16 protein-coding genes are annotated in these 16,932 nt (G+C 70.6%); 6 read left to right on the top strand and 10 right to left on the bottom strand.

The window, feature by feature from the left end:
- Positions 1–83 precede the first annotated feature (83 nt).
- The 3 genes from JAP66_RS00545 to JAP66_RS00535 all read left to right on the top strand — a co-directional run bounded on the left by JAP66_RS00545 (position 84) and on the right by JAP66_RS00535 (position 2,365).
- A complete protein-coding gene (locus tag JAP66_RS00545; RefSeq protein WP_199429014.1) occupies positions 84–356 on the top strand; it encodes a helix-turn-helix domain-containing protein in 273 nt (90 codons plus the stop codon).
- Between the two features lie 107 nt (positions 357–463).
- Positions 464–1,750, top strand: coding sequence for an Nramp family divalent metal transporter (locus JAP66_RS00540; protein ID WP_199429012.1), 1,287 nt, complete (start codon positions 464–466; stop codon positions 1,748–1,750).
- A 51-nt stretch (positions 1,751–1,801) separates the two neighbouring features.
- Positions 1,802–2,365 carry a Uma2 family endonuclease gene (locus JAP66_RS00535; protein ID WP_199429010.1) on the top strand — a complete coding sequence of 188 codons (564 nt, stop codon included), beginning with the start codon at positions 1,802–1,804 and terminating at the stop codon, positions 2,363–2,365.
- A 9-nt stretch (positions 2,366–2,374) separates the two neighbouring features.
- Here the strand turns inward: JAP66_RS00535 and JAP66_RS00530 are convergent, their stop codons facing one another.
- The 8 genes from JAP66_RS00530 to JAP66_RS00495 all read right to left on the bottom strand — a co-directional run bounded on the left by JAP66_RS00530 (position 2,375) and on the right by JAP66_RS00495 (position 12,069).
- On the bottom strand, positions 2,375–3,583 hold the full coding sequence (locus JAP66_RS00530) for a DUF6297 family protein (RefSeq protein ID WP_199429008.1): 1,209 nt from the start codon (positions 3,581–3,583) through the stop codon (positions 2,375–2,377).
- Positions 3,580–4,182: an ABC transporter ATP-binding protein gene (locus JAP66_RS00525; protein WP_199429006.1), complete on the bottom strand. Its 603-nt coding sequence runs from the start codon at positions 4,180–4,182 to the stop codon at positions 3,580–3,582. Before JAP66_RS00525 ends, JAP66_RS00530 begins: the two co-directional genes overlap by 4 nt.
- A gap of 2 nt (positions 4,183–4,184) precedes the next feature.
- Positions 4,185–5,069 (bottom strand): LLM class F420-dependent oxidoreductase, encoded by an 885-nt coding sequence (locus JAP66_RS00520; protein WP_199429004.1) that lies wholly within the window; start codon positions 5,067–5,069, stop codon positions 4,185–4,187.
- A gap of 74 nt (positions 5,070–5,143) precedes the next feature.
- Positions 5,144–6,967 (bottom strand): phosphoenolpyruvate carboxykinase (GTP), encoded by a 1,824-nt coding sequence (locus tag JAP66_RS00515; protein ID WP_199429002.1) that lies wholly within the window; start codon positions 6,965–6,967, stop codon positions 5,144–5,146.
- 321 nt (positions 6,968–7,288) lie between these two features.
- Positions 7,289–7,984, bottom strand: coding sequence for a DUF6802 family protein (locus JAP66_RS00510; RefSeq protein ID WP_199429000.1), 696 nt, complete (start codon positions 7,982–7,984; stop codon positions 7,289–7,291).
- Between the two features lie 133 nt (positions 7,985–8,117).
- The gene (locus JAP66_RS00505) at positions 8,118–9,971 is read right to left on the bottom strand and encodes a dynamin family protein (protein WP_199428998.1); all 1,854 of its coding nucleotides are present in this window, start codon (positions 9,969–9,971) and stop codon (positions 8,118–8,120) included.
- A gap of 23 nt (positions 9,972–9,994) precedes the next feature.
- Entirely contained in the window at positions 9,995–10,489 is a 495-nt protein-coding gene (locus tag JAP66_RS00500) for a nucleotide exchange factor GrpE (protein WP_372448921.1), read from the bottom strand.
- Positions 10,486–12,069, bottom strand: a complete 1,584-nt coding sequence (locus tag JAP66_RS00495; protein WP_199428996.1) for a dynamin family protein — start codon at positions 12,067–12,069, stop codon at positions 10,486–10,488. Before JAP66_RS00495 ends, JAP66_RS00500 begins: the two co-directional genes overlap by 4 nt.
- 138 nt (positions 12,070–12,207) lie before the next feature.
- Here JAP66_RS00495 and JAP66_RS00490 point away from each other — a divergent pair, with 138 nt between their 5' ends.
- A complete protein-coding gene (locus JAP66_RS00490) occupies positions 12,208–13,404 on the top strand; it encodes a sensor histidine kinase (protein ID WP_443706203.1) in 1,197 nt (398 codons plus the stop codon).
- The gene (locus JAP66_RS00485; RefSeq protein WP_199428994.1) at positions 13,401–14,057 is read left to right on the top strand and encodes a response regulator; all 657 of its coding nucleotides are present in this window, start codon (positions 13,401–13,403) and stop codon (positions 14,055–14,057) included. Before JAP66_RS00490 ends, JAP66_RS00485 begins: the two co-directional genes overlap by 4 nt.
- A gap of 139 nt (positions 14,058–14,196) precedes the next feature.
- Here JAP66_RS00485 and JAP66_RS00480 read toward each other — a convergent pair whose 3' ends face one another.
- Both JAP66_RS00480 and JAP66_RS00475 read right to left on the bottom strand, forming a co-directional pair.
- Entirely contained in the window at positions 14,197–15,129 is a 933-nt protein-coding gene (locus JAP66_RS00480) for an SDR family oxidoreductase (protein ID WP_199428992.1), read from the bottom strand.
- Entirely contained in the window at positions 15,126–15,719 is a 594-nt protein-coding gene (locus JAP66_RS00475; protein WP_199428983.1) for a TetR/AcrR family transcriptional regulator, read from the bottom strand. Before JAP66_RS00475 ends, JAP66_RS00480 begins: the two co-directional genes overlap by 4 nt.
- A 250-nt stretch (positions 15,720–15,969) precedes the next feature.
- Here JAP66_RS00475 and JAP66_RS00470 point away from each other — a divergent pair, with 250 nt between their 5' ends.
- Positions 15,970–16,911, top strand: coding sequence for an ABC transporter ATP-binding protein (locus JAP66_RS00470; protein WP_199428981.1), 942 nt, complete (start codon positions 15,970–15,972; stop codon positions 16,909–16,911).
- The last annotated feature ends 21 nt before the right edge of the window (positions 16,912–16,932 follow it).

Raw genomic sequence — 16,932 nt, 5'->3', positions numbered from 1 at the left:
CGGGGGTCCACAGCCTGTGCACAGAGTTGTCCACAGGCTGTGCGCAACTCCCGCGTTCCCGCCGGCGGTACTACTATCGGCTCGTGGTGCGAGTGCCGTTGAGCGAGGCCGAGCGGGAACGCGGGCAGCGGCTCGGCGCCGTGCTCCGCCGCGCACGTGGCGCGCGGAGCATGGTGGAGGTCGCCGCGTCGGCGGCGATCTCGGTGGAGACGCTGCGCAAGATCGAGACCGGCCGGATCCCGACCCCGGCGTTCTTCACGGTCGCCGCCGTCGCCGACGCGGTGGACCTGCCCCTCGACACGCTGCGCGATGCCGTCGAGGCACCACCGGGCACCGAGCTGCCGCAGGTCTCCTGAAAGTTCGCGCCCGCGCGATGTGGAGAAGCAGCGCCAGTCCTAAGGGAAGGTAAAGGTCCGGACCGCCGTGTTCCGCGACGGACGTGAGCTGCGTTACCTTCCCCGGCATGTCGAATCAGGTCGGCCACGACGACGTGGCAGGCGTTCCGGTCGGGTGGCGTGCCCGGCTGCGCCAGATCGGACCGGGAATCATGGCGGCCGCGACGGGCGTCGGCGCCGGCGACCTGGTCGCCACCATGGTCGCCGGTTCCCGTTTCGGGTATGTGCTGCTCTGGGCGGTCATCGTCGGCACGGTCGTCAAGATCGCGCTCGCCGAGGCCGTCGGTCGCTGGCACCTCACCTCGGGACACACGCTGCTGTCCGGCTGGCGCACGCTCGGCCGGTGGGTGCTGGTCTACTTCGGCGCCTATGCGGTCGTCTGGGGGTTCGTCTACGGCGCCACGGCGATGTCCGCCTCGGGGCTGCCGCTCAATGCGCTCTTCCCCGACATCTCGGTGCGGTACTGGGCGATCCTGTGCGGCCTGCTCGGGTTTCTGCTCGTGTGGTTCGGCCGCTACGCGCTGATCGAGAAGGTGATGACCGCGTTCGTCGGCATCATGTTCGTCACGGTCGTCGGTACCGCGATCCTCGTGGCGCCCAACCTGCTGGACGTCGGCAAGGGGTTCGTGCCGCGGCTCCCGGACGGTTCGCTCGTCTACGTGCTCGGCCTGGTCGGCGGCGTCGGCGGCACGATCACGATGGCGGCGTACGGGTACTGGACGATGGCGAAGGGCTGGCACTCGGCGCGCTGGCTGTCGATGATGCGGCTGGACAACGCGGCCGGTTATGTCACCACGGGCATCTTCGTCATCGCCATGCTGATCGTCGGCTCGGAACTCCTGCTCGGGCAGGACGTCGTGTCCGGTGACGAGGGCCTGCTGATGCTCGGAGACACGCTGGCCGCCGACTACGGGCAGTGGGCGCGGATCCCCTTCCTGGTCGGCTTCTTCGCGGTCTCGTTCAGCTCGCTGGTCGGCGTCTGGAACGGCGTCAGCCTGCTGTTCGCCGACTGGTGGCGCACCTGGCGGCTGCCCAGGGAGGTCGAGGACGACCGCGCGGACTACGAGCGCAAGGCCGGGGTGCGCAGCCCGGTCTACCGCGGCTACGTGCTGTGGCTGACGTTCCCGCCGATGGCACTGCTGTTCCTCGACAAGCCGTTCCAGCTCACCGTCACCTACGGCGTGCTCGGCGCGCTGTTCATGCCGTTCCTCGCCGGGACGCTGCTGGTGATGCTGAACTCGAGGCGGCTGCCACGGGAGTGCCGCTCGCGGTGGCTGTCGAACGGGCTGCTGACCCTGTGCCTGGCGCTGTTCACCTACCTCGCCGTCGACAAGCTCGTGGACCTGCTCAGCTGAGCGGCACGATACAGTCGGTGACAACACCAAACGCCGCATGAAGGGCAGACGATGAGTGCCGTGCACTGGCCCGACCATCTCCTGACCCTCGAGGAGTGGGCCGACCTACCTCAGGACGAGTCGCTCCGCTACGAGCTCGTCGAGGGGGTTCTCTCGGTGGTACCGAGGCCGGCACCATTGCATCAACGTGTGATGTATCGCCTGACCTTTCAATTGAACGGCCAGCTCCCAGACGAACTGGAAGCTGTCCAGGACACGGAGATCGTGGTGGAGGCCGCCCATCCGGCCACAGTCCGCGCTCCGGATGTGGTGGTCACACACACCCGTGTGGTGGAGGCGAACCCCGCGCGGCTCGATGCCACCGACGTCGTACTCGCCGTTGAGATCATCTCACCGGGGACCAAGCGCACCGACCAGGTGACGAAGTTCGCCGAGTACGCGGAGGCCGGGATCGAGCACTACTGGCTGATCGATCTGGATTCTCCGCTCACCGTCACCGCGTACCAGCTGATCGACGGCGAGTACGAGATCATCGCGGACTCCGAAGAGCCGTTCACGGTGACGGCACCGGTCGAGCTGAAGATCGACCCGGCGACGCTGGCCACCCGCCGGTAGGCAGGGACCTCAGCGCAGCACGCACCACGCGACCAGCGCGAACGTCGTGAGCACGGTGAACCACCCCAGCGGCGACACCGACAGCAGCCACACCCCGGCGATCCCGAGATCGGGTCCCCGGACGAGCTGGGCGATCAGCCGCACCGGGGCCTGCCCGAACGGCGTGTCCGTCATCCCGAGATCGCCGTAGTCCAGCGGTGGCCGCGTGACCGTGCGCACCACGACCGCCGCCACCAGCGGCAGCACCAGCCACGCCGTCCCGGTCAACGGGGCGTCCAGCAGGGCCGTCCCGGCCAGCAGCAACAGCCCCCAGCCGAGTGCGAGTGCCGCCAGCGCGGCGCCGTGCCATGCGCGCAGCGTCCGGTCCGGGGCGTCGACCCAGCGGCGGAGGCCGGCCGAGCGCCAGAGCTCACCGAGCCCACCGCCGAACGGCAGCAGCGCGGCGAAGCCACCCAGCCCGGCAAGCACCGCGTCCGGTATGCCCGGCAGCGCCACGTGCGCGGCGGCCGCGGCGAGCGCGAGGAGCACCGCGGAGCCGAGGTACCGGGTGCGGCCCACGATCCCGGCGGCCGCCAGCCGAGGGAGCGACCGCCGTCGCAGCGAGCCGGTCACCGCGGGCCGCGCCGACGGCAACATCATGAGCGGGTCGAGGAAGGTCAGGGACACGGTTCGCACGACTCGCTCCGCCCAGCCCTCGACGAGCTCCTGCCGCCCCGCCCGGACGGCGACGGGCAGCCGCACCGGGGACGACGCTCCCGCACCCGCGGCCAGAACGAAGGCCGGGACCGCACCGGCGAGCAGGACCCCGCCCCCGGCCGGCCACACCCAGCCGGGAACCTCGTACAGCGCTGCGAGGAAGGCTCCGAGGTAGCCGAGCGCCAGCAGGCGAGTGGCCCATGCGATCCACAACCGCCCGCTGACCGCCCGCACCCGGTCGGCGTTGCCGAAGTCGGCCCAGGTCAGCGTCGCGGGATCGGCCCAGAGGAACGTGCGCCGCAACAGCGACCGCCAGCCGAGAGCGCAGCAGACGGCGAACAGGCCGAGCACCACCGCGGGCGACCCGACCGGGCCGGTCAGCAGGACGTCCCGCCACCAGGCCAGCCGGAAGAAGGCCGAGACGAGCAGGCCCACCGCGAAAAACGCCACGAACGTGGGCCAGTCACCGGAAAGGACCCGGCGGAGACGGGACTCACCCGGCAGCCGAAGGGCGGCCGTCACGCCAGGTCCAGCACGTGGTCCGCGGAGCTCAGCAGTGCCGGATGGTGGGTCGCCAGCACCACCGCGGCGCCCGACCCGGTGGCCCTGGCGGCGAGGCCGGTCAACCATTCCTTGCCCGCCACGTCGAGCGCCCGTTCCGGCTCGTCGAGCAGCAGGACGTCGAACGGCCTGGCGGTGGCACCGAGCAGCAGTAACCTGCGCCGCTGCCCGGCGGAGAGCCGGCCGGCTGGAACGGTCGCCCGCTCGGTGAGCCCGGCGTCGGCGAGCAGGTCGCCGGTGCCGAACTCAGTGCCGAACGAGCCTGCGAGCAGCTCCAGGTGCTGCACCGGGGTGAGCTCGGCGAAGAAGTCGGAGTCGTCGAGCAGCACCGATACCCGGCGGCGGAAGTCCCGGTCGCGCTCGTCCGGTACCCGGCCGCAGACGGCGACCCGCCCCTCGGCGCCTTCCTGCATGCCGTACAGGCAGCGCAGCAGAGTCGACTTACCACTGCCGTTCGGCCCGGTCACTACGAGGCACTCGCCCGCGGCGAGGCGCAGGTCGACTCCCCGGAACAGCCATTGCTCACCCGCGCGCACGCCAAGGCCGTCGACGGTGAGCACGGTCAGCGCAGCAGCTCCATCACCTCGGCGAACGGTTCGAGATCGGGTTCGAGCACGGTGATGTAGCTGAAGCCGAACCGCTTGCGGTGCGCGCGGAGCTGGTCGGCGATCTCCGCGGCGGTGCCCACCAGGAGTGTGGGCAGCTCACCGAGCTCCTCGACGGTCAGCTCCGGTTCGTAATGCTGGAACTGCCGCAGCGCGGCGGCGCGGTCGTCGGTGATCAGTACCTTCTGCACGAGCACGTTGAGCTCGATGTCGTCCGCGCGGTCACCGGCGGCGGTGCGGACGAACTCGACCCGCTCGGCGACATCCTCGGCCCCGGCCAGCGATCCGGACGTGCCGTCGGCGGTGAACCGCGCGCCGGTGAACCCGGCGATGTCCGCCTCCCGCGCCGCCAGCCTCAGCACCCGGTCGCCGTTGCCGCCGATCAGCAGCGGCGGGCCCGGTCGCTGCACCGGTCTCGGGTCGTCCTGGCCGAACAGCCTGCGCAGCTCCGCGACGGTGTGGCCGAGGTGGTCGATCCGTCGGCGCGCGCTGTCGAAGGGCAGGCCGGCGGCATCGAACTCGGCCTTCACGTAGCCGGCGCCGAGCCCGAGTTCGAGCCGTCCGCCGGTGAACTGGTCGGTGCCGGCCACATCACGGGCGAGCAGCGCGGGGTTGTAGAAGGCGGCGTTGAGCACGAACGTGCACAGCCGGACGCGCTCGGTCACCTCGGCGGCGAGTACGAGCGCCGGGAACGGTGCAGGCATACCGAGGTGATCGGCGACGGCGACGACGTCGTAGCCGAGGTCCTCGGCCTTGCGGCAGTTCCCGACCCAGCCGGCCCGGTCGGTCGGGACCATCATGTTCACGCCGAAGCGGAAGGAGCGCTGGCTGCCGGTGCTCACGGCCCGACCCTACCGAAACGTGGTGCGGGCCACCCTCCATTTTGCCGAAGGCGGCCCGCACCACGAACGGGAACTCAGCCGAGGCGCTGCTTGAGCGCCTCCAGCTCGTCATGCAGGCTGGCGGGAACCTTGTCGCCGATCTTGGCGAACCACTCCTCGATCATCGGGATCTCGTGGCGCCACTCCTCGGGATCGACGTCCAGGGAGGCCTGGATGTCCTCGAGTGGCTCGGCGAGCCCGTCGGTGTCGAGGTCCTCCGCCTTCGGCACGAGGCCGACCGGGGTCTCGGCGGCCGAGGCGGTGCCCTCGATCCGCCCGACGATCCACTTCAGCACGCGCGAGTTCTCGCCGAAGCCCGGCCACAGGAAACGCTTGTCGTCGCCCCGGCGGAACCAGTTGACGTAGTAGATCCGGGGCAGCTTGGTTTCGTCCGCACCCTTGCCGACCTCGAGCCAGTGCCTGAAGTAGTCGGCGGCGTGGTAGCCGAGGAACGGCAGCATCGCCATCGGGTCGCGCCGCACCTCGCCGACCTTGCCCGCCGCCGCGGCGGTCTTCTCCGACGACATGGTGGCGCCCATGAAGACGCCGTGCTGCCAGTCGCGGGCCTCGTTCACCAGTGGCACCGTGGTCGCCCGGCGACCACCGAAGAGGATGGCGGAGATCGGCACGCCGTTCGGGTCGTCCCACTCCGGCGCGAGGATCGGGCACTGCGACATCGGCGTGCAGTACCGCGAGTTCGGGTGCGCGGCGGGCTCCTCCGAGTCCGGCGTCCAGTCCTGCTTCTTCCAGGACGTCGCGTGCGCCGGCTTGTTCTCCATGCCTTCCCACCACACGTCACCGTCGTCGGTCAGGGCGACGTTGGTGAACACCGAGTTGCCCTTCTCGATGGTCTGCATGGCGGTCGGGTTGGTCTTCCAGTTGGTGCCCGGCGCGACACCGAAGAAGCCGGCCTCGGGGTTGACGGCGTACAGGCGGCCGTCCTTGCCGAAGCGCATCCACGCGATGTCGTCACCGAGCGTCTCGACCCGCCAACCGGGGATGGTCGGCTGCAGCATCGCCAGGTTGGTCTTGCCGCAGGCGCTCGGGAACGCCGCCGCGACGTAGTAGGCCTTGTTCTCCGGCGAGATCAGCTTGAGGATCAGCATGTGCTCGGCGAGCCAGCCCTCGTCGCGCGCCATCACCGAGGCGATACGCAGCGAGTAGCACTTCTTGCCGAGCAGGGAGTTGCCGCCGTAGCCGGAACCGTAGCTCCAGATCGTGCGCGACTCCGGGAAGTGGGTGATGTACTTCGTGTCGTTGCAGGGCCACGGCACGTCCTGCTGGCCCGGCTCCAGCGGCGCGCCGACCGAGTGCAGGGCGGGCACGAACTCACGTTCGGTGCCGTCCTCCTTCACGAACTTGTCCAGCGCCTTCTTGCCCATCCGGGTCATCACCCGCATCGAGGCGACGACGTAGGCGAAGTCGGTGATCTCGATGCCGAGCTTCGGGTTGTCGTCGCCGAGCGGGCCCATGCAGAACGGGATGACGTACATCGTGCGACCACGCATGCAGCCCCGGTAGAGCTCGGTCATGGTGGCCTTCATCTGGTCCGGGTGCATCCAGTTGTTGGTGGGCCCGGCGTCGGACTCCCGCTCGGAACAGATGAAGGTGCGCTCCTCAACTCGCGCCACGTCGCTCGGGTCGGACGCCGCCCAGTAGGAGTTGGGCTTGGCCTTCAGCGGCACGAAGGTGCCCGCCGCCACGAGTTCCGCGTTGATCCGTTCGGCCTCTTCGTCGGAGCCGTCCACCCACACCACTCGGTCCGGGTTGGTCAGCTCAGCGACCTCCCGTACCCAGGACAGCACGCCGCTGTGGCTCGTGGGCGCCTTGTCCAGACCGGGGATGGCTACTGCAGTCATCTCTACTCCTGACTTCGACGACAAAAGCCCACACCGAACCTCGTTGTCCGGGTGCGGGCTTCGTTGCCGGCGACCGAATGGCTGGAACACACCGCCATGCGGTGTGGACGTTTGGGGATTCCCTGAGAGTAGCGGGGCGACACCTCGGGAACCGAGCCCTGACCTGTCGGTTCTCTCACAAGAACGATAAGGGAATCGATTCAGATGCCGCTGAATCGCGCCAGCACGAAAGACTTTCCCGCACAGCACGGCGAAGGCCCGGCACAGATCTGTGTCGGGCCTTCGCCGTATTGTCCGATATGGGTTTGTGCGCTGTCCGGGTCAGTTCTGGCTGATCCACTGCCCGGTCGCGGAGTCGATCTTGGCGACGCCCTCGACGGGCTCCTGGCCGCCACCCCAGAGGCGATCGCTGCCGCCTGCGTCCCCCGTCCCGGCGCCCGCATCGTCGGCCTCGGTCCATTCGCCGTCACCGGTGTGCTCGTACACGGTCGAGTCGCCGTTCGAGTCGATGATGACCGCGACGTCGGCGTCGCCGTCACCGTTGACGTCGGTGAAGGCGATGGTGTTGCCGTCCGCGTCCTCGACGACGGCGGTGTCGTTCACCCCGTCCTCGTTGGTGTCCACGGTGGCGGGCCCGACCTCCACCTCCCCGTTCGGCATGTCCGCCGTGATCGTGCCGCCCGCGCCGGTCTCGGTGCCGGGGCTCTCGGTGCCCGTGCCGCCCGGTTCGACCGAGACCCAGTCCCCGCTCGCCTCGTCGTACTCGGCGTGCGCGAGGACGTTGCCCTCCGCGTCGAGCTGGATGTACTCGTCGGCCGCGCCGTCGCCGTCGTTGTCGACGAATGCCTGGCCGCTGCCGTCGGCGTGCTCGATGACCGCCGTGTCCTCGACACCGTCGTCGTCGATGTCGAAGTTGACGTCGGCGGAGTACTCCTCACCCTCGACGGTGACGGTCATCTCGTCCGAGGCGCCAGTGGTCTCAGCGGTGTCCGTTCCACCACTCTCGTCGACCCACACGGGAACTCCCCCTCTGGTCAGGCTCATCGACTTCTCGGCTAGTAGGACTCACGGTATTCCGGTTCGGTTCCCGGCACCATCCCACCCGTCACCCGGCCACCACTCCCGGACGAGGCGCTCCGCGCCGCCTTGCTCATCCGTCCCGCGGCCGGTCACGCAGCGTGCGAATCCGCAGCAGGAAGCTCTCCGCCCGCTCCCGGCCCTCGGCGACCTCCTTGACCTGCTTGGTCACCAGGGAGAGCTGCTTCGCCCGCTCCTGCGCGCCCATCTTGATCGTCTTGTCGACTTCCTTCAGCTCGGCCTCGATCGCCTCGATCCGCCTGCTCAGCGCGTCGTCGAGGGCGAGCGAAAGCTGCTGCTCGGCCTCGATGAGCTGCTCGGCCACCAGCTGGTCCAGTGTCGATCGGGCGTCGGCGATCGACTCGACGAGCCACTGCTTGGTGTGCTGCTTGTCGGCGGCGTGCCTGCGGGTGCGGGCCATCCACCAGCCTGCGCCGAGGCCGATCACGATCGTCGCGGGCAGCACCACCGGGTTGAACAGCACGAAGCCGGCCAGCGGGGCCGCGGCCAGCTTGGCGGCGCCCGCCCCGCCGGACACGCCCATGAACACCAGGAGCTTGTCCTCGGCCGTCGGCGGCCGCTTGTCGGGAGGCCGCAGCACCACGGGTGGCCCGCCCGCACGGGCGAACTGGGCACGGATGATGTCGAGCTCCTCGGCCGAGAACAGCTCGGACAGCGCCACGTCGGTGACCTGGTTGAGCCGCTGCGCCAGCATCGCCGACACCCGCTGCGAGATCGTCTGGAGGGCGATGTCGACCTGCTGCGGCAGCGCGGCGAGCTCCTCGCGCTTGGCCGCGTCGATCAGCTGCCGGAAGTGCGACTGGGCGTCGCGCATCTGCCGACTGGCCTCGTGCCCGATCTCCACGCGGGTCCGCTGTACCTCGCCGCGCAGCTTCAGCTGCCAGCCGCGAGTGGAGGACCGGCGCTCGGCGGCGAGCTCGTCGCGCCGCTCCCGCAGCTTCTCGGCCTCTGCCTCGCCCGCGGAGAGCGCCCTGCGCTCCGCATTGAGCCTGGCGTGCTGCTCACCGAGCGCACTGGAGAGCGCACGTAGGGTGTTCGCCTCGCCGAGCATCACCGAACGGCCGAGCAGCATCTCCTGCAGGGCACCCTGCAACTCGGCCACCCCGGACTTCTCCCGGAGCATTCCGGCCGCCTGCTCGTTCGGCGCGCGGTCCGCCAGCTCGAACATGCGCGCCGATACCGGGTGGAACGTCGCGTCGGCGAACCGGGGGGCGTGCTCGGCCAGCAGCTCGCGGTCGGCCTCGAGCACCTCCCGCCAGCCACGGAACTGGTCGGCCTTGGAGAGGGCGAAGAGCACGGTCTCGACCCGGTCTGACATGCGGTGCAGGAAGTCCAGCTCACTGGCCGTGAAAGGGGCCGACGCGTCGACGACGAACAGCAGTGCGGTGGCGTTGGCGGACGCCTCGATGGCGAGCTCGCCGTGTACCGAGTCCAGGCCGCCGACCCCCGGCGTGTCCACCACCGAGACCCGTTCGAGCAGCGGGACGGGGCCGGAGACCTCGACGTGCCGCGGCGGGAGCTGGCCCTCGGGCAGCTCGTGCGACGCCGATACCCAGCGGACGAGCTCGTCGAGCGGAAAGCCCACCGGAGCGAGCTGGCCCGGGTAGCACGCCTGCGCGAGCCATTCCGGCGAGTGGTCGAACACGAGGTAGGTCGCGGTGGCGACGTCGGCGTCGACCGGGGACAGCCCCGGTGCGGCGAGCAGGGCGTTGACCAGCGAGCTCTTGCCGCGGTTGGTCTCGCCGACCACGACGACCGTCGGCTTCTTGCTCCGGGCGCGGCGCTGGTCCTCGACCCATTTCGCGGCCTGCGGGTCGAGGTTGCGCAACAGGGCCAACAGAGCTTCGCGGGCCTGCCTGACCTGGGCGGGCAGCGCGGGCTTGCCGAGCGGGGAAGCCGTGGTCACGGCCCGGACAGTATCGCGGGCCCCTAACGGCGGGTGTAGACGGTCACCACCGGGGCACGCAGCAGCCGGTCGTGGTCGGCGAAACCCACCACCTCGGTTTCGGCGATGGTCCCCTCCAGCCCGGCGTCGGCGGTCGGCACGGCACCGCCCGCCTCGTGCTGGGCCGGATCGAACCGCTGCCCGTCCGGCCGCAGGGCGCGCACGCCGATCCCCGCGAGGCCCTGTTCGAGACGTTCGGCCACGCCACCACTGCGCGCCCGGTCGAGCGCGTACAGACACAGCTGGATGAGCGCCTGGCGGTCGGCGAGCGCCTGGTCGTGCTCGATCCGGCCGCCTGCGGCAAGTCCTACGGGCTCCACATCCGGTTCCGACGCGGCACACTCCGGCTCGGTTCCCCGATCGGCGTCCGCGATCATCTCGGCCGGAATCTGGCCGGTCGGTTCGTCCGTGCCCTGGGTGCCCTGGGTGGCCTGGATGTCCTCGGTGTCCTGCCTGCCCTTGCGAAACCACACGCTCAACGTCGGCCTCCCGTCGGGTCCCGGAGCTGCTGCCAGATGAGGAAGTACGCGCGGTGCACCACGTGCGCCACCCGGCTCTGCGCGGGCGTGGCCCCGAAGGAGGCGAACGAGCGCCACCAGCCTGCCCGTTCCAGCGCGTACACCGCCAGGTCGGCCCGCGCACCGCCGGGCTTGCCGAGCTGGGCCGCGATATCGGCGTTGCTGCCCACCCGAAGTACCTCGTCGGCGAGGTCCTCGGGCATGTCCACCGCGCCGGAGGCGACGAGTGTGAGCGCCTCCAGCAGCCGTAGCTGGTGCGCCTCCGGCTTCGCGAGCAGCACCTCGATGGCGTCGTGTACGCGCTGACGTTCGGCCTGGTCACCCGAGGCGTGGGCCAGCGCGGTGACCGACGCGAGCGCGGCGGCCGCCTTGATGCCGTCCGCGCGGGCGGCGAACACCGTGTTCAGCCTGCCCCGCACCGCGGCGAGGCCGGAGGAGTCCAGCAGGGTCCGGCGCAGAGCGCCCGCGGTGATGCCCGGCTCGGCGCGGATCGCCTCGGTCGCGCACCGGATCCCGTACAGGTCGAGCTTCTCCAGCAGGCGTAGCCGCACCCCCGCCGGCACGTCGCACTCCCAGCTGGTGAACATGTCGGCCGAGATGAGCATCATCTCCAGAGCCTCGTCCTCCAGTGCGGCCACCTGGCGCAGCACGTCCGCGTCGGCCGAGGTGAAGCGGCCGGACTCGGCCGACTCGGCGAGCAGGCCGATCATCGGCAGCACGTCCGCGACCCGTGGCCGCAGCAGCTCGGCCTGCTTTCCGGCGAGCACGGTGGCCGCCTTCCAGACGTCGCCGTCCGCACCCTCCACCGACTCGGGCGGGATCGTGTCGGCCTTGTTGAGCACAGCGATCGCGTTGACGGGGCCCGCCTCGCGGCTCGCGGTAGCCGCGGTGAACGCCGCGAGCGCCTGCTGGTCGTCGGCGCGGACGCCCTGGGTGACGACATAGAGGACGGCCTCCGCGCCGGCGACGGCACTGCGCGAGGTGTCGTCCAGCTCGTCCGAGCCTTCCGTGTCGTCCGTGTCCTCCGTGCCCTTGGCCCGGTCACCACCGGCCAGCAGCTGCTCGGTCCGGGACACCGACGCCGCGTCGAGCGAGCCGAGCCCTGGCGTGTCGATCACGGTCATGCCCTGGAGTACCGCGCTGGTCAGGTACGCCTCGAGGTGGGAGACCTCGGCGACGTCCACGCCGAGATCGGCCGGGATCATCCCGTCCGGGGCGAACGGCAGCACCTGCTTGCGGCCGTCGTGGAAGACGACCTCGATCCGGTCGACGGTGCCGTACTGGAAACGGGTGACCAGCCGCGTGCACTCACCGATGTCCGTGGGCGCCACGCACCGCCCGATCAGCGCGTTGACGAGCGTGGACTTGCCGGACTTGATCCGGCCGGCGACGGCGACCTGCAGAGGGCCGCCGAGCCTGCGCAGCACCTCGGCGAACCCGGCCGCGGTACGCGCGGAGACCTGCGGCTGCAGCCGGCGGCACAGGTTGGCGACCGAAACCGAGAGCGGCCCCGCGGGCCGCCCCTGCTCCGCTGCCGTCACCGTGCCCCCTCTCAGGTCTCGACTCCGAATCGTGCCATGCGGCTCATCCCGTGCTCGCACCGAATGTGCGACCGCAGGTGGACGCGTGGGCACGGCCCCGCGACCTACGGTGAGCGGGTGCGCCGGTTCAGCCTGTGGATGCGAGCCCATCCGATGGTGGGCGACAGCATCGTCGCGGGACTGCTGCTGCTCATCGACATCCTCTTCTTCGCGATCAACAACGCCACCGAGGAGGTCCCACCGAAGCCGTGGTTCGTCGCGCTGCCGGTCGACGCCGCGCTGGTGCTGCCGCTGGTGTTCCGGCGGCGGTACCCGCTCACGGTCGCCTACGCGGTGCTGGTCGTCGGCGGCGTGCACGCGGGGCTGGAGCTGGGCGTGTCCAGCCTCATCGCGAGCGGGATCAGCGTCTACAGCGTGATCGTCTACGTGGGGCGCCGCCAGGGTGCGCTCTACTTCGGGCTGATGCTGGCCGCCAGCGTGGTGCAGCTGGGCGTTCAGAACCGCGAGGACTGGCTGGTCAGCTCGGTCGTCACCGTGCTGCTGATGGCTCTGTGCTGGTTGCTGGGCGAGTTCGTCGGTGCGCGTCGCGCCTATCACGCGGAGGTGGAGGCACGGCTGCACCTGCTGGAGACCGAGCGCGACCAGGCCGCGCGGATCGCGGTCGGCGAGGAGCGCGGCCGCATCGCCAGGGAGCTGCACGACGTGGTGGCGCACGCGGTGAGCGTGATCGTGGTGCAGGCGGACGGCGCATCGTACGCGATCCGCTCCAACCCGGAGATCGCCGAGCGCGCCGTGCGGACGATCTCGGAGACCGGCCGGGGCGCGCTGGCGGAGCTGCGGCGGCTGCTCGAGGTGCTCCGCGACGAGGAGAACAGGATCGAGCCGAGGGTGCCGCAGCCCAACGCGGCGGCGCTTGCGGAGCTGGCCGACCGGATGCGCACGGCCGGGCTTCCGGTGCAGCTCGACCTCGGCGACGACCTCGCCGACATCCCGGCCGGCGTCTCGCTGGGGGTGTACCGGATCGTGCAGGAATCGCTCACGAACACGCTGAAGCACGCCGGGCAGGGCGCCCGGGCACACGTGCGCGTGTGGCGGTCAGGGGCCACCGATACCGCCGAAACCGGCGACACGGTGCACGTCGAGGTGAGCGACGACGGCGCGGGCAGGGCACGGTCGCTGGTCCCGACCGACGGATCCGGGCCCGTGCCGGGCGGCAACGGCCTGATCGGCATGCGCGAGCGCGCGAACGTCTTCGGCGGCACGCTGACCGCGGGCCCCGACTTCGGTGGCGGCTGGCGGGTGCGGGCCTCACTGCCCGTTAGGTTGACGACATGATCCGAGTCGTGGTCGTCGACGACCAGGAGCTCATGCGCGTCGGGTTCCGCATGGTGCTCGGCGCGCAGCCCGACATCGATCTGGTCGGCGAGGCCGCCGACGGCGCCGCCGCGGTGCGGCTGGCCGGGGAGCTGCGCCCTGACGTGGTGCTGATGGACGTCCGGATGCCGGTGCTCGACGGCGTGGAGGCGACGAAGCTGATCGTGGGGGAGGGCACGTCGCGGGTACTGGTGATGACGACCTTCGACCTCGACGAGTACGTCTACTCGGCGCTGCAGGGCGGGGCCAGCGGCTTCCTGCTCAAGGACACACCGCCGGACCACCTGGTGTCGGCGCTGCGTGCGGTGGCCGAAGGGGACGCGGTGATGTCGCCGTCGGTGACGCGCAGGCTGCTGGACCGCTTCGTCGGCTCGGGCGGCGTGCCGCTGCGCGACGCGGCCGAGCTCGACGTGCTCACCGAACGGGAACGTGAGGTGCTCGCGCTGGTGGCGAAAGGGCTGTCGAACACGGAGATCGCCGAGCGGCTGTTCCTCTCCGAGGCGACGGTGAAGACGCACGTCGGCCGGATACTGGCGAAGCTGGACCTGCGGGACCGGGTGCAGGCCGTGGTGCTCGCCTACGAGACCGGCCTCGCCCGCCCCGGCACCTCCTGACCTCGCGAGTCCCCCGTTCAGACCCGCGAGTTCCGCGTTCGGGCCGCGAGCGCCGCGAGCGGACGGTGCCGCGAGCGGGGAACTCGCGGGCATGGATGCAGAACTCGCGGGCTCCAGTGGGGGACTCGCGGGCGGTGCGCTAGCGGTACGCCGTCGCGTCGACGGTGCGTGGGTCGCGGCCGGCCTGATGCACCTCGCGGAACCACCGGCCGAAGTCCGGCCTGCTGCCGTCGAGGTCGGTGTGGCCGTAGGTGTGCATCAGCGTCCACGAAGCCAGCGTCCGCCCGGCGAGGCGGGCCACATCCGGATCGGTCGCCAGTGCCGCCACCCCGCGCGCCAGGTAGTACGGCGTCTCCGACACGGCGAAGTCCGGCCCGTCCGGGATCGCCGGATCGGTCACCGCGTCGCGCCAGTTCTCCTCGGTGACGCCGAAGTGCTCCAGCATCGCCTCCGAGCGCAGGAAACCGGGCGACACGGCCAGCCCGGTACACGAATGCTCGGCCAGCTCGGCACCGAGCGCCCTGCCGAGCGCCCGCACGCCCGACTTCACCAGGTAGTACGGGATGCCCGCGCCGACGTAGTCGTCGTTGTCCCCGTCGGTGACCTCGACGACCAGACCACCTGGCCTGCGCACGAGCAGCGGCAGCAACCGGTGCAGCGCGATCAGGTGCGTCTCCACCCCGTTGCGGACCACCGACAGCGCCCGGTCCAGGTCCGAGTCCCAGTAGGCGGAGCCGAAGTCGACGAACGGGTCGCCACCCCACACGTCGTCGACCAGCACGTCCAGTCTGCCATCCACTTCGGACTCGATCCGGTCGCGCAGTGCGTCCACCTCGGACACGGAGGTGAAGTCGCAGCGGACCGGGATCCCCCGGCCGCCGGCCGCGGCGACCAGCTCGGCCGTCTCCTCGATGGTCTCCGGCCTGCCGATGGGCGAGCGGCGTTCCCGGGTCGTGCGCCCGGTGACGAACACGGTCGCCCCCAGCCGGCCCAGCTCCACCGCGATCGCCCGGCCGCAGCCCCGCGTCGCGCCCGTGACGACCGCGACCTTGCCCGGCGCTTTCCCGCTCATTCCTGCCAGCTCCCCACTACCGCGTCGATGTCCTGTTCCAACCGGGTGACCAGCCCACCACGTGGCCGGACCGACCAGTCGAGCGCCGCCCCGTTCGCCAGCGCGAGCAGCAGCCGCGCCGCCCGGTCCGGCGCGGGCCCCCGCCAACCCGGCCCGGTGAGCGCGCGCACCAGAGCGCCGACCTCCCGTTCCAGCGCCGCATAGTGCTCGCCGAGCAGGCCGCGCAGCTCGGGATCGCCGAGATCGGCGCCGAGCTGACCCAGGTGGTTGGCCACCGTCGTGGCATCGGTGGCATCGGTGGCATTGCCCAGTCCGGAGTAGATGCCCACGAGCGCGTCCCGCAGCCCGGTCGCCGGGCTCGCGGCGGTACGGGCGACCTCCCGTATCCGCCCGACGGCCCCCTCGGTGCCCGCCCTGCTCAGCGCACACAACAGCCCGCGCTTGGAACCGAACCTCTGCGCGACACTGCCCACCGCGACACCGGCCTCCCCGGCCACCTGCGCCAGCGTGAAACCCGGGCCGCAACGACCGATCACTGTCGCGGCCGCGGCGAGGAGCCGTTCGTCGGTGATGCTGCGCGGGCGGGCCATCTAGTTATTGGACCACCGTTCATTAATTCTGGCAACCGCGGACCCCGCAGTTCGTTCCGCCGCAAGTTCAGGGTCCGGGTCAGGGTCATTCCCGATCGCCCTGCGCCGCCTGATCAGCCAAGCTACGACCACAGGCGGGGAAGAAGTTCGGTCCACGGGATGACGCGCGCGGCCCCTGCCTGACGAGACCATGGGAACCACGGCAGTCACCACGCGTCACTGCGGCGACAGCCGCACCGAGGAGGGAAAGATGATCGAGGCACGAGGCCTCACCAAGCGGTACGGCAAGACCACCGCGGTCGACGACCTGTCCTTCGACGTCGCCGCCGGGCGGGTCACGGGATTCCTCGGCCCGAACGGCGCGGGCAAATCCACCACGATGCGGATGATCCTCGGTCTGGACAATCCCACCGCTGGCCGGGTGACGATCAACGGCAAGCGCTACCACGAGCTGCACCATCCACTCCGGACGGTCGGTGCGCTGCTCGACGCGAAGTGGGTACATCCCAACCGTTCCGCAAGGGCGCACCTGAACTGGATGGCGAAGTCGAACCAGATCGCGGAGCGGCGAGTCGACGAGGTACTCGACATCGTCGGCCTGACCAGCGTCGCGGGCAAGCGCGCCGGCGGCTTCTCACTCGGGATGTCGCAGCGCCTCGGCATCGCCGCCGCGCTGCTCGGCGACCCGGAGGTGCTGCTGTTCGACGAGCCGGTCAACGGTCTGGACCCCGAAGGCATCCTGTGGATCCGCAAGTTCATGCACCGGCTCGCCGACGAGGGTCGCACGGTGTTCGTCTCCAGCCACCTGCTGTCCGAAATGGCACTGACCGCCACCGAGCTCGTCGTGATCGGCAGGGGGAAGCTGATCTCGCAGAGCAGCACGGCCGACTTCGTCGCCCGCGCCAGCGAGAACACGGTCAAGGTGCGCAGCCCGCAGAACGACCGGCTGCGCGACGCGCTGGAGCAGGCCAGCGCCGAGCTCACCGCCGCCGAGGACGGGCTCATCGTCTCCGGAATGGACAGCGCCAAGATCGGTGAGATCGCCGCGGAGAACGGCCTCGTGCTGCACGAGCTGAGCCCGCAGCAGGGCTCGCTCGAACAGGCCTTCATGCAGATCACCGGAGACTCGGTCGAGTACCACACCGGCATCGAGGCCGAGGTGGCCCAGGTACTCGAACCCACCGCCCGCTGACGAACACGTACCGACTTTCAG

This window comes from Qaidamihabitans albus (genome assembly GCF_016464705.1).
Lineage (GTDB): Bacteria > Actinomycetota > Actinomycetes > Mycobacteriales > Pseudonocardiaceae > Qaidamihabitans > Qaidamihabitans albus.
The sequence above is the reverse complement of the archived record's forward strand: the minus strand, read 5'-3'. Positions and strand labels throughout refer to the sequence as shown.

Coding starts and splice junctions, on each gene's coding strand:
- JAP66_RS00540 (WP_199429012.1), top strand. CDS start 464: ATGTCGAATCAGGTCGGCCACGACGACGTGGCAGGCGTTCCGGTCGGG.
- JAP66_RS00535 (WP_199429010.1), top strand. CDS start 1,802: ATGAGTGCCGTGCACTGGCCCGACCATCTCCTGACCCTCGAGGAGTGG.
- JAP66_RS00470 (WP_199428981.1), top strand. CDS start 15,970: ATGATCGAGGCACGAGGCCTCACCAAGCGGTACGGCAAGACCACCGCG.
- JAP66_RS00475 (WP_199428983.1), bottom strand. CDS start 15,719: ATGGCCCGCCCGCGCAGCATCACCGACGAACGGCTCCTCGCCGCGGCC.
- JAP66_RS00485 (WP_199428994.1), top strand. CDS start 13,401: ATGATCCGAGTCGTGGTCGTCGACGACCAGGAGCTCATGCGCGTCGGG.
- JAP66_RS00490 (WP_443706203.1), top strand. CDS start 12,208: ATGCGAGCCCATCCGATGGTGGGCGACAGCATCGTCGCGGGACTGCTG.
- JAP66_RS00515 (WP_199429002.1), bottom strand. CDS start 6,967: ATGACTGCAGTAGCCATCCCCGGTCTGGACAAGGCGCCCACGAGCCAC.
- JAP66_RS00480 (WP_199428992.1), bottom strand. CDS start 15,129: ATGAGCGGGAAAGCGCCGGGCAAGGTCGCGGTCGTCACGGGCGCGACG.